The sequence below is a fragment of the Tatumella morbirosei genome (assembly GCF_000757425.2).
Classification (GTDB): domain Bacteria; phylum Pseudomonadota; class Gammaproteobacteria; order Enterobacterales; family Enterobacteriaceae; genus Tatumella; species Tatumella morbirosei.
This window is the reverse complement of record NZ_JPKR02000005.1, coordinates 984,601-997,220: the sequence shown is the minus strand read 5'-3', so window position 1 is coordinate 997,220 and position 12,620 is coordinate 984,601. Positions and strand designations below refer to the sequence as shown.

The 12,620-nt window shown below is 48.8% G+C and carries 7 protein-coding genes; 4 read left to right on the top strand and 3 right to left on the bottom strand.

Features of this window, described 5'->3' with window-relative positions:
- The first annotated feature begins 25 nt into the window (after nucleotides 1-25).
- Complete coding sequence (gene rapZ, locus HA49_RS20245; RefSeq protein ID WP_038016847.1) at nucleotides 26-880, top strand: RNase adapter RapZ; 855 nt, start codon at nucleotides 26-28, stop codon at nucleotides 878-880.
- Entirely contained in the window at nucleotides 877-1,149 is a 273-nt protein-coding gene (gene npr, locus HA49_RS20240) for a PTS phosphocarrier protein NPr (protein ID WP_038016845.1), read from the top strand. Before rapZ ends, npr begins: the two co-directional genes overlap by 4 nt.
- A gap of 26 nt (nucleotides 1,150-1,175) precedes the next feature.
- Here npr and mtgA read toward each other — a convergent pair whose 3' ends face one another.
- On the bottom strand, nucleotides 1,176-1,898 hold the full coding sequence (gene mtgA, locus HA49_RS20235) for a monofunctional biosynthetic peptidoglycan transglycosylase (RefSeq protein ID WP_038016843.1): 723 nt from the start codon (nucleotides 1,896-1,898) through the stop codon (nucleotides 1,176-1,178).
- Between the two features lie 872 nt (nucleotides 1,899-2,770).
- The gene (gene arcB, locus HA49_RS20230; RefSeq protein WP_038016841.1) at nucleotides 2,771-5,128 is read right to left on the bottom strand and encodes an aerobic respiration two-component sensor histidine kinase ArcB; all 2,358 of its coding nucleotides are present in this window, start codon (nucleotides 5,126-5,128) and stop codon (nucleotides 2,771-2,773) included.
- Nucleotides 5,129-5,886: 758 nt separating this feature from the next.
- On the opposite strand from arcB, the gene gltB reads away from it, so the two are divergent.
- Together gltB and HA49_RS20220 are read left to right on the top strand one after the other, a co-directional pair.
- Complete coding sequence (gltB, locus tag HA49_RS20225) at nucleotides 5,887-10,359, top strand: glutamate synthase large subunit (protein WP_046791924.1); 4,473 nt, start codon at nucleotides 5,887-5,889, stop codon at nucleotides 10,357-10,359.
- Nucleotides 10,360-10,368: 9 nt separating this feature from the next.
- Complete coding sequence (locus HA49_RS20220; protein WP_038016839.1) at nucleotides 10,369-11,787, top strand: glutamate synthase small subunit; 1,419 nt, start codon at nucleotides 10,369-10,371, stop codon at nucleotides 11,785-11,787.
- Between the two features lie 340 nt (nucleotides 11,788-12,127).
- Here the strand turns inward: HA49_RS20220 and sspB are convergent, their stop codons facing one another.
- Nucleotides 12,128-12,619, bottom strand: coding sequence for a ClpXP protease specificity-enhancing factor (gene sspB, locus HA49_RS20215; RefSeq protein WP_038016837.1), 492 nt, complete (start codon nucleotides 12,617-12,619; stop codon nucleotides 12,128-12,130).
- Between the last annotated feature and the right edge of the window lies 1 nt (nucleotide 12,620).

The following is a 12,620-nucleotide window of genomic DNA, read 5'->3' as shown; positions in this document are numbered from 1 at the left end:
CAGGGATTATTACGGGAGAAGGATCATGGTACTGATGATCGTGAGCGGTCGGTCAGGGTCGGGAAAATCTGTCGCACTACGTGCCCTGGAAGATATGGGGTTTTATTGTGTTGATAATTTACCGGTCGATTTACTGCCGGAGCTGGCTAACTCACTGGAAAAACGTAATATTTCTGCGGCTGTTAGTATCGATGTGCGCAATATGCCTGAGTCACCGGAAATTTTTGAGGATGCCTTTAACCGGTTATCCGCTCAGTTTTCTCCGCAGTTATTATTTCTTGATGCTGACAGAAATACACTGATTCGCCGTTACAGTGATACACGCCGTCTGCACCCTCTCTCCAGTAAAAACCTGTCACTGGAGAGTGCTATTGATGAAGAGAGCGATCTGCTTGAACCTCTGCGTTCGAGAGCCGATTTAATTATCGATACTTCTGAGATGTCAGTGCACGAGCTGGCTGAAATGCTGAGAACCCGGCTGCTCGGTAAACGAGAACGTGAACTCACGATAGTATTTGAATCTTTTGGATTTAAATACGGAATCCCTATCGATGCAGATTATGTCTTTGATGTCCGCTTCCTGCCCAATCCTCACTGGGACCCAAAACTACGACCGCTCACCGGTCTTGACCGGCCAGTGGCTGCGTTTCTTGATCGTCATACAGAAGTGCATAATTTTATTTATCAGACCCGGAGCTATCTTGAGCTCTGGTTACCGATGCTGGAAACCAACAATCGCAGCTATCTGACTGTCGCGATTGGTTGTACCGGGGGTAAACATCGTTCAGTGTATATTGCTGAACAACTGGCGGACTATTTCCGCTCACGGGGAAAAAATGTTCAGTCACGACACCGCACTCTGGAAAAGAAAAAATCATGACGATCAAGCAATTAGTTAAAATCAGAAATAAACTGGGAATGCATGCCCGCCCGGCAATGAAATTGTTTGAACTGGTACAAAGCTATGATGCAGAAGTGATTCTGCGTAATGAGGCCGGCACCGAAGCTGATGCCAGTAGTGTTATTGCCTTACTGATGCTGGACTCCGCCCAGGGAGGGCAGATCGAAGTAGAAGCTACCGGCCCACAGGAAACCGAAGCACTACAGGCGGTCATTGAATTATTTAACGCTGGTTTCGATGAGGACTAAATACCGTGATTACCACGGTACCGCTGTCAATACAGGTGATATCGTTGCAGAAACTCCCGTCCTCCCAGTTGCCCCATCTGTTGAGAAATCCATTGCTGCCGTTGGCGGGTATAAGCTGAAGGCGAAGCGGCATGATAAATTATAGGATTAGGCAGCACCGCTGCCAGTAACGCAGCTTGCTCACGACTCAGCTGGCTGGCCGGTTTATGGAAATAAGCTTCTGCGGCAGCCTGTACCCCGAATATCCCGGGACCGAATTCGGCAATATTCAGATATACCGTCAGAATTCTTTTTTTACTCCAGACCGTTTCAAGACCCACCGTCAGTACCGCCTCCATTCCCTTGCGTATCCAGCTACGTCCATCCCAGAGAAACAGATTTTTTGCGGTCTGCTGGGACAGCGTTGAAGCACCCCGCATTTCCCCATGCTGACGACTGTCCAGTACGGACTGCATGGCATCAAAATCAAATCCCCAGTGCTGAGGGAATTTCTGATCTTCACCGGCTATTACCGCCAGAGGCATCCAGGGTGAAATCTCAGACATGCTCACCCAGTCAGAATGGGCACGATATTGCGTATCTCCGGACAGAAATGCACCGATCTGTCGTTCTGCCATGACCGCAGAAAATGGCACCGGAACCACTGAAAACAGTAGTATCAGCGCAAAGGTAATCCCTGCCAGCAACAGCACCAGGCGAAGCAAGCGACGCTTTAACCATGACACAACCCCGTTATGCTTTTTTCTCATCCATCCATCCCTGCGAGGCTTTTACGCTAAACATATCATCTCCTGAGAGTAGCGCTAACACAGATTTTTTCATAAATATTTATTAGTCAGTGTTAGCCTGATTGCTAAATTCCCGGGTAATAGCAGCCAGTGAAACGACATCTTATACGGGTTACTTTCAGTAACATCAATGACTTCAGAAGATGTAGGGAATCGGTTCCAGTAAAACGCTAAATTTCACAATACATCAATATGTCTTAAGTTTTAATTCTCTGCTCAATGGCAACCAGTCTCATATATTTAACATGGCGTTAAACAAAACAGATCGTTTAAATAACCACCTGTTAATACGGCCTGGCCCTTTGCTCCAGGTTTCCGGAATCATTCCTCACTGACCGGTGACTTTTTTTAAGCCACTGCAAGTGAAATTGGTAAGCTCAGAAACTTGTTAAAATCAGTCAATCATTTGTAAGCTTTCTTCGGATATTTTTCTTAGCTGTTGTTTTATTATATAAATCAAGGTTCAGAGCAGCGGCCAGAATAAGAGACAGTAAAAACACTGATAACTGTAAGGTTTTAATCATATTTTTTAGCTCCGCGATACCTTACCGGCCCGGGGATAAAACGATCACATAATCTGGTGGCGTATTATTGAGCAACAATACTGGCTAAATCATTGTTAAAATATTTCTGGCTGGAAACATTCCAACTTCACAAATCTTAATGAATTGTGGCAAAGTGATCGCAATTTTTGTTAAGGTAGTAGTCATAGCTAACCAATACCTTCCGCCGCCCGGTTCGTCCGGTTAACGATAATTTTTTCGCTGGCGGAATTGCAGTTTCCCTGGTGTTGGCGCAATATTCGCGCACCCCGGTTTATCCGGGGTCATTTTTTATTGCCGCTTTGTGTTAGTGCTCTGTTCCCTGGCTTTTACCCATTGTCTGAGAATCGCGGCTTCATGACGCCATTCATGACGCAGTTCATCAATCCACTCCTGCACATTGTCCCACCATGCAGGAAGTTCAGGCGTCTGGATCTGCTTCGCCACCTGTTGCAAGTGTTTTAAACCTACCGAACCAGCAGCTCCTTTGATTTTATGTCCTTCTTCTGCAATCCCTTTCTGATCTCTGGCCATCATGTTCGAATCTAAAACATCGAGATAACCCGGCATCATTTTTTCAAACATATCAAGACTTTGATATATCAGCTGCGATCCCACTAACTCCATGTACTGTTCGAGCATAGCAATATCCAGGTGCCCTTCGTCCGCGGCTAAAACAACATTTTCCCCGGGTTCATCTAAGGACTCATGCTGATTCCAGAACTTGCCAATCACTGCCGTTAGCGCGGGAACAGACAACGGTTTACTCAAGACGTCATCCATACCTGCTTCCAGATACTCTTTTTTATCCTTCAGAACGTTTGCGGTAAGCGCGACCAGAGGCGGTAATTGCTGGCCGGCAAATCGTTGATGTAAAGTGCGCGCCACATCCAGTCCGGTCATATCCGGTAGCTGTATATCCAGCAGCACCATATCGAACTCTAACGGATCGAACATCTCCAATGCCTCACTCCCGTTCATTGCGACTTCTGTACTGCAACCGAGTTTTTCCAGCACCGAGCGGGCCACCACGACATTCAGCTCGATATCTTCGACCAGTAAAATATGTAATGCCGGCAGGGGTAAAATATCTTCTTCGTTAATCTCTTCAGTACGGGTTTCCATCTGAGGTGCATGAATTTGCAGACTGAAACATGCCCCTTCCCCCGGAGCACTTTGCACCGTGATATTCCCCCCCATCACCTGAGCCAGCCGGTGAGAAATTGCCAGACCAATTCCGGTTCCTGTGGCGGGCTTCCCTCCATGCTGATCCTTCACCTGATAATACATGGCAAAGATTTTCTCCTGCTCACCTTGCGGAATACCGATACCTGAGTCCTGAACGTCAAAACGCAACTGCTGTTGCTGTTCGTCATAGGCTACCGTGACGACAATTTCACCCTCACGAGTAAATTTCACCGCATTACCAATCAGGTTCCATAAAATCTGCCGTAACCGAGTGCCGTCAGCAATAATAGTTTGTGGTAGCGGCAGCTGAGTCGACATGACAAATTTCAGCCCTTTAGGCTGTACCAGTAATCCTGAGAGGTTTTCCAGATCAGCCAGAAATTCGGTGAAATCTATCGGCTGGTTATCAAGCTGAACCTTTCTCCGCTCAATTTTGTCCATCTCAATGACATCATTGAAGATATTCCCCAGAGTAATCGCAGAAACATGAATGGTTTTCAGATAATTCAACTGTTCCTGATTAAGCCCGGTATCCAGCAGAATCCGGCTCAGGCCAACAATGCCATTTAACGGGGTACGAAGTTCATGACTGATCGTGGAAATAAAGGTCGTTTTTTCGCGGCTGGCATTTTCCAGCGCATCCTGGTAGCGCTTACGTTCAGTAATGTCGCGACCAAATCCCATCAGCCCGCTACGTTTACCCACCCGGTCGTAGTAAGGAACTTTACGAATTTCAAAACAAGCTTTTTTACCATCCGGGTACTGCAACCACTGTTCATAGGTCAGAGCAACGTTATGACGAAAGACTTTCTCATCGGTCTCCAGAATCTTCTCTGCTGTATCGGCATCATAAATATCTTTAGGGGACAGGCCAACCAGCTGTTTTTCAACTCTGCCGGTCAACAGTTCAACAGCCCGGTTACAGCCCGAAAACTTACGATCAATATTTCGGTAAAATACCAGGTCCGGTGAAGCATCGAGGAAGGAACGCAAAAAAGTTGACTGCTGTTCGAGCTCAATTTGCGTTTTTTCACGACTCGCCATCTCTTCCCTGAGCTTATCCATGGCATGTTCGCGGGCCTGCTCCGCTTCCTTACGCACGTTAATTTCCTGGTTCAGCTGCTGAATGTTTTCTTTTAATTGCTGGTTGAGCTGCAAATCACGTTTGCGCATCTCCTCCAGTTTATCCACCAACCTGGCGAGACGTTGCCGTGAATCTTCCAGTTGGTCAACCACTACCGACAGAAAATAAACCGCCCAGGGAGTAATCAGTAAACCAAAGAATACCGATCGAACGACATCAATGCTCTCTACCCGCCCTTGAAGAACCAGCGTGACGGCCATCTGGACAATCATGGCCAGCACCACCAGCGCTGAAGCCAGAAGTAAAGAGAAACGGACCAGGCCAAGTTTGACCATAAGATCCACGTAATATTGTGCTAGCAGTCTTATTTGTTTCATAACGCGCTCCCTGACAGTAGCCTCCATCATATCCTAAAATGTTGTCACAGAAAGGATAGAGGGGAAATTACCACCAGGGATCACCGGAAATATCAGGCAGAAAATCGATGTTGCGTAAGCCAGGGGATGAGTACCACGACAACAGTCTCTGATATCATCCGGCTTGAAAATGAAAATGAATATAAATACCGGTTTTATGCATCGTTAATCATCGTGAGATTTAATTAATTTTATTAATATGAGCTGTCGTAAGATGCAAAAATGACATTATAAGAAAAACAGATATATTAAGGGCTAACACTGAGTATTGTAGCATTTTCTGCTGGAATTACCCCTGGCACCAGCATGGTGCAGTTATTGTAGCACTGCACTATAGTGAGACAGCTCACACTTATCGACGCCTCAACCATCGAAACAAACCTCATAATGACCCCATAAACTCATAATAATCATAACGATAGATAAAAATCGTCAATAACAACTTAAAACGCGCCACTATTTGACCTGACTTCACTTTCCCGATAAGTTGGAAATCCACTGGAAGCTTTCTGTGCGGATTCACTTTCCGCCATATTTATGCAGTAGCAGAGGTTCCCTGTAACAAGTTCCCGGCACTTGTCACATCGACTAAACCAGTCCTGGCTGTAGGGCGATAAAGGAATAACTGCGCAACCTTGTGCGTTCATTCTGTCGCCTTCACTGAGCATGTCTGACTGCCGGAATATTAAGGGTCTATAGAGCCCGGGGAGGTTCACTAAATGTTGTATGATAAATCCCTTGAAAAGGATAACTGTGGTTTTGGTCTGATCGCCCATATAGAAGGTGAACCGAGCCATAAAGTAGTACGTACCGCCATCCATGGCCTGGCCAGAATGCAACATCGCGGTGCAATTCTTGCTGATGGCAAAACCGGAGATGGCTGCGGACTGCTGTTACAAAAACCTGACCGTTTCTTCCGCGTTGTCGCAGAAGAAAAAGGCTGGAGACTGGCCAAAAATTATGCCGTCGGTATGCTGTTTATGAGCACCGATGAAGCAAAAGCCAGTGCGGCACGTCAGATTGTCGAAGAAGAGATTATTCGCGAAACACTGTCAGTGGTCGGATGGCGTGAGGTCCCGACCAATCAGGACGTTCTGGGCGAAATTGCACTCTCCTCTCTGCCTGATATCCAGCAAATATTTATTAATGCACCGGCTGGCTGGCGCCCGCGTGATATGGAACGCCGTCTGTATATGGCACGCCGCCGGATAGAAAAACGCGTTGAAGCACTGAATGACAGTGATTTCTATGTGTGCAGCTTCTCAAACCAGGTAAATATCTACAAAGGGTTGTGCATGCCTGCCGACCTGCCACGCTTTTATCTGGACCTGGCTGATTTACGCCTGGAATCCTCTATTTGCCTGTTCCATCAGCGCTTTTCTACCAATACTGTACCTCGCTGGCCACTGGCTCAGCCATTCCGTTATATGGCACACAATGGCGAGATTAATACCATTGCCGGTAACCGTCAGTGGGCACGTGCTCGTGCATACAAATTCAATACGCCACTGATTCCGGATCTGCAGAATGCGGCGCCATTTGTGAATGAAACAGGCTCAGATTCCAGTTCAATGGATAATATGCTGGAACTGTTCCTGAGTGGCGGTATGGACCTGATCCGTGCGATGCGCTTACTGGTACCACCTGCCTGGCAGAACAACCCGGACATGGACCCGGAATTACGTTCCTTCTTCGACTTTAACTCGATGCATATGGAACCCTGGGATGGCCCTGCGGGGATTGTTATGTCGGATGGCCGCTATGCAGCCTGTAACCTGGACCGTAATGGCTTACGCCCAGCCCGTTATGTCATCACCAAAGATAAGCTGATTACCTGTGCTTCAGAAGTCGGAATCTGGGACTATCAGCCCGATGAAGTGGTAGAAAAAGGCCGCGTCGGTCCAGGTGAACTGATGGTTATTGACACCCGTGAAGGGCGTATCCTCCATTCAGCAGAAACCGATAATGACCTGAAAAGCCGCCACCCTTATAAAGAGTGGATGGAAAAGAACGTTAAGCGCCTGGTGCCGTTTGAAGAGTTACCGGACGAGCAGGTCGGTAGCCGTCAGTTATCCGACGCGATGCTGGCGACTTACCATAAGCAGTTTGGTTACAGCAGCGAAGAGCTGGATACCGTATTGCGGGTACTGGGAGAAAATGGCCAGGAAGCTGTCGGTTCAATGGGTGACGATACCCCTTTTGCCGTACTTTCCAGCCGTCCACGTATCATTTATGACTATTTCCGTCAGCAATTCGCTCAGGTGACCAACCCGCCAATCGATCCGCTGCGTGAAAACCACGTCATGTCACTGGCAACCAGTATCGGCCAGGAAATGAACGTTTTCTGTGAAGCTGAAGGACAGGCGCATCGGGTAAGCTTTAAATCGCCGATTCTCCTCTATTCAGATTTCACCCAGCTGACCACGCTGGAAGGCAAATACTACCGTGCCGATACCCTGGATTGTACATTCGAACCGGATAACGAAACGCTGGAGCACGCTATTCATCGACTGAATGACGAGGCAGAAGAGCTGGTTCGTCAGGGTACGGTACTGCTGGTGCTTTCCGATCGTCAGATAAGTCCGGGTCGTTTACCGGTACCCGCTCCAATGATCGTGGGTGCAGTACAGGCTCGTCTGGTAGAAAAAAATCTGCGTTGTGACGCCAACATCATTGTTGAAACGGCCTCAGCCCGCGATCCGCATCACTTTGCGGTACTGTTTGGCTTTGGTGCCACTGCCGTTTATCCATGGCTGGCTTACGAGTCTCTGGCTCAGATGTGCGACAGCAGGGTTATCGAAAAAGATTACCGTAATGTGATGCTCAACTACCGTAACGGCATCAACAAAGGTCTGTATAAGATCATGTCCAAAATGGGCATCTCCACCATTGCTTCTTACCGTTGTTCCAAACTGTTTGAAGCCGTTGGTCTGCACCAGGATGTGACTCGTCTGTGCTTCCAGAACGTGACCAGCCGTATTGCCGGAGCCAGCTTTACTGACTTCCAGCAGGATTTGGTTAACCTGGCCAAACGTGCCTGGCTGCAACGGAAGACTCTGGAACAGGGTGGCTTACTGAAGTACGTCCACGGTGGCGAATACCACGCTTATAACCCGGATGTCGTCGCTACCCTGCAACAGGCAGTTCAAAGCGGTGAATACAGCGACTATCAGAAATATGCTGATCTGGTCAATCAGCGTCCGGCAGCTACTTTCCGTGATCTGTTGCAACTGCAGCCTGGCGAAGACACCGTCAGCATTAATGTTGATGATGTCGAACCTGCCAGTGAACTGTATAAACGTTTCGATACCGCAGCGATGTCGATTGGTGCTCTGAGCCCTGAAGCGCATGAATCACTGGCTGAAGCCATGAACAGCATCGGTGGATTCTCTAACTCCGGTGAAGGCGGTGAAGATCCGGCACGTTATGGCACGAACAAAGTGTCACGGATCAAGCAGGTGGCCTCAGGACGTTTCGGTGTGACTCCGGCTTATCTTGTGAATGCAGATGTTATCCAGATTAAGGTCGCCCAGGGAGCGAAACCAGGTGAAGGCGGACAGTTGCCTGGTGATAAAGTGACACCTTATATCGCGCGTCTGCGTTATTCAGTTCCCGGTGTGACACTGATATCGCCACCACCGCACCATGACATCTATTCAATTGAAGATTTAGCCCAGCTGATCTTCGATCTGAAACAGGTCAATCCGAAAGCAATGATTTCGGTAAAACTGGTGTCAGAGCCGGGTGTCGGCACTATTGCTACCGGGGTCGCTAAAGCCTATGCCGATTTGATTACCGTCGCCGGTTACGATGGTGGTACCGGGGCCAGTCCGCTGACCTCCGTAAAATATGCCGGCTGCCCATGGGAACTGGGACTAGTTGAAACTCAGCAAGCCCTGGTCGCGAATGGTTTACGCCATAAAATCCGTCTGCAGATCGATGGTGGTCTGAAAACGGGGCTGGATATCGTTAAAGCCGCTATCCTTGGCGCCGAAAGTTTTGGTTTCGGTACCGGCCCGATGGTTGCATTAGGCTGTAAATACCTGCGTATTTGCCACCTGAACAACTGTGCAACCGGTGTTGCGACTCAGGATGACAAACTGCGTAAAAACCATTACCACGGTCTGCCATTTAAAGTCACTAACTACTTTGAGTTTATAGCCCGTGAAACCCGTGAGATTATGGCTTCTCTGGGAGTAACCCGGTTAACTGATCTGATAGGTCGTACTGATCTGCTCAAGGAGCTGGACGGATTTACCGCCAAACAGCAGAAACTGGATCTTTCATCATTGCTGAAGACGGCACAGCCAATGTCAGGCAAAGCCCTGCATTGCACAGAAAGCAACCCTCCTTTTGATAAAGGGTTGTTAAACAAAGCATTGCTGGATCAAGCTTTACCTTTTGTCGAACTCAGACAAAGCAAAACGTTCTACTTTGATATTCGGAATACTGATCGTTCTGTGGGAGCGACCTTATCCGGTGCTATTGCCAGTGTTCATGGTGATCAGGGCCTGGCTGCCGATCCTATCCGCGTCCATTTTTCCGGTACCGCTGGACAGAGTTTCGGAGTGTGGAATGCCGGGGGCCTGGAAATGATCCTGACCGGAGACGCGAACGATTATGTCGGTAAAGGCATGGCCGGTGGTCTGCTGGCAATCCGGCCACCCATGGGCTCAGCCTTCCGCAGTTACGATGCGACTATTGCGGGCAACACCTGCCTGTACGGAGCTACAGGTGGCAAACTGTTTGCCGCTGGTCGTGCCGGAGAACGTTTCGCTGTACGTAACTCAGGAGCCATCACGGTTGTTGAGGGGATTGGTGATAACGGATGTGAATATATGACCGGCGGTATTGTCTGTGTGTTAGGCCGTACCGGAGTTAACTTCGGCGCAGGGATGACCGGTGGATTTGCTTATGTTCTGGATGAAGATGGTGAATTCCGTAAACGCGTGAATCCGGAATTGGTTGAAGTGCTGGATGTTGAACAGCTGCCGATTCATGAAGAGCACCTGCGCGGACTGATTACTGAACATGTTCAGTACACCCAGTCAGGCCGTGGCGAAGAAATTCTGGCTAACTGGCCGGAATGGGCTTCTAAATTCACCCTGGTAAAACCAAAGTCCAGTGATGTAAAAGCATTGTTGGGTCACCGTAGCCGTTCCGCAGCAGAGCTGCGGGTTCAGGCGCAGTAAGAGGTCACGATGAGTCAGAACGTTTATCAATTTATCGACTTGCAGCGCGTTGATCCGCCCAAAAAACCGCTGAAAATCCGGAAAATTGAATTTGTTGAAATCTATGAGCCTTTCTCGGAAGGCCAGGTAAAGGCGCAGGCTGATCGTTGTCTGGCCTGCGGTAACCCGTATTGTGAGTGGAAATGTCCGGTCCATAACTACATTCCGAACTGGCTGAAACTTGCCAATGAAGGCCGGATCATGGAAGCTGCAGACCTTTCTCACCAGACGAACAGTCTGCCGGAAGTCTGTGGCCGCGTTTGTCCGCAGGACCGTCTGTGTGAGGGCTCCTGTACACTGAACGACGAATTCGGTGCCGTCACCATCGGTAATATTGAGCGCTATATCAATGATAAAGCGATGGAGATGGGCTGGAAGCCAGATATGTCTCACGTGACCCCTACCGGTAAACGTGTTGCGATTATCGGTGCCGGTCCGGCAGGACTGGCCTGTGCAGATGTACTGACCCGTAACGGCGTAAAAGCCGTAGTTTATGACAGACATCCGGAAATCGGTGGCTTACTCACCTTCGGTATCCCTTCTTTTAAATTAGAAAAAGAAGTGATGATTAAACGTCGCGAGCTGTTCACCGAAATGGGTATTGAGTTCAGACTCAATACCGAAGTCGGCAAAGATATTCAGTTGAATGAGCTGATGGATGAGTACGACTCCGTATTTCTTGGTGTCGGGACTTACCAGTCAATGCGCGGCGGGCTGGAGAATGAATCGGCACCCGGTGTTTATGATGCCCTGCCTTTCCTGATAGCTAATACCCGTCATACTATGGGCTTTGAGCCACTGGAGGACCAGCCTTACATCACTATGCACGGTAAGCGTGTGGTCGTGTTAGGCGGTGGTGATACCGCGATGGACTGCGTACGTACTTCCATTCGTCAGGGTGCCAGTCATGTTATCTGCGCCTATCGTCGCGACGAAGAAAACATGCCAGGTTCAAAACGCGAAGTTAAAAATGCCCGTGAAGAAGGGGTTGAATTCCAGTTCAACCTGCAGCCTTTGGGTGTGGAAATTAACAGCAGCGGTCGGGTCAGCGGTGTGAAAATGGCCCGTACCGAAATGGGACCACCTGATGCAGCCGGCCGTCGTCGGGCAGAAATCGTCGCCGGTTCTGAGCATGTGATCCCGGCAGATGCCGTTGTTATGGCATTCGGATTCCGCCCGCATAAAATGGATTGGCTGGCTGAATTTGGCGTGGAACTGGATTCTCAGGGAAGGATTATTGCTCCCGAGAAAAGCGAAAGTACCTTCCAGACCAGCAATCCTAAGATATTTGCCGGAGGTGATGCTGTTCGTGGTTCCGATCTGGTAGTGACTGCCATTGCGGAAGGTCGCAAAGCAGCAGAAGGGATCATGGATTTCCTGGAAGTGTAATCCCTAACGGATAACACCACAGAAAAGGCACAGTTATGTGCCTTTTTTTTTGGCCAAAAAGTTAACGTTGATTCCGCTATTACGTCAGGAAGACGTCCGCTATCAGGGAATTCCGGGGGTTTACAATTCAAATGCTCAGGGCAAACAGAAGAGGGTTCAGATTAAGAGCTTCAATGGAATTTGAGAACAGTGTCATTGTTACCGGTAGGGTCAGATGCAGGTTTCTTCATGGAATATCGTGGCTGATCGATGGCGGCTATACCACGTAATAGCTGACGTGAAGGCATCGCTTAAAGAAAACCGGCCACTTATCGTGGCCGGTGCATAAAGAGGTTGATGGTTATTTAACAATGCGCAGCGCAGGACGCCCGCCACCTTTAGGAGGTGGTTCGTTGTCGTCACCGTCAACAGATGTTTCTGCATCATCGGGTAAATCGCCATCGATGACAGACATCACCGTCTCTGATGGCTGCTGAGTCTCATCATCACCCGCCAGCTGTTCATACGCTGGTTCAGGCTCAAACATCGTCCCTGCCCCATTTTCCCGCGCATAAATAGCCATGACTGCCACCATAGGCACGACAACCTGACGTGGAACACCACCGAAGCGAGCATTAAAATGCACTTCTTCATTAGTCAGTTCCAGGTTCCCCACCGCGCGAGGGGCAATATTCAATACAATCTGACCATCACGAGCATATTCCAGCGGAACCATCACGCCGGGCAGATTAATATCTACGACCAGATGCGGCGTCAGATCGTTATCCAGCAACCAGTCATAGAAAGCACGCAACAGATAGGGACGACGTGCTGTCATTTCAGACATTTCCATA

What these genes read in the sequence shown, in the direction of transcription:
- rapZ (WP_038016847.1), top strand. Translation starts at nt 26, where the DNA reads ATGGTACTGATGATCGTGAGCGGTCGGTCAGGGTCGGGAAAATCTGTC.
- npr (WP_038016845.1), top strand. Translation starts at nt 877, where the DNA reads ATGACGATCAAGCAATTAGTTAAAATCAGAAATAAACTGGGAATGCAT.
- mtgA (WP_038016843.1), bottom strand. Translation starts at nt 1,898, where the DNA reads ATGAGAAAAAAGCATAACGGGGTTGTGTCATGGTTAAAGCGTCGCTTG.
- arcB (WP_038016841.1), bottom strand. Translation starts at nt 5,128, where the DNA reads ATGAAACAAATAAGACTGCTAGCACAATATTACGTGGATCTTATGGTC.
- gltB (WP_046791924.1), top strand. Translation starts at nt 5,887, where the DNA reads ATGTTGTATGATAAATCCCTTGAAAAGGATAACTGTGGTTTTGGTCTG.
- HA49_RS20220 (WP_038016839.1), top strand. Translation starts at nt 10,369, where the DNA reads ATGAGTCAGAACGTTTATCAATTTATCGACTTGCAGCGCGTTGATCCG.
- sspB (WP_038016837.1), bottom strand. Translation starts at nt 12,619, where the DNA reads ATGGAAATGTCTGAAATGACAGCACGTCGTCCCTATCTGTTGCGTGCT.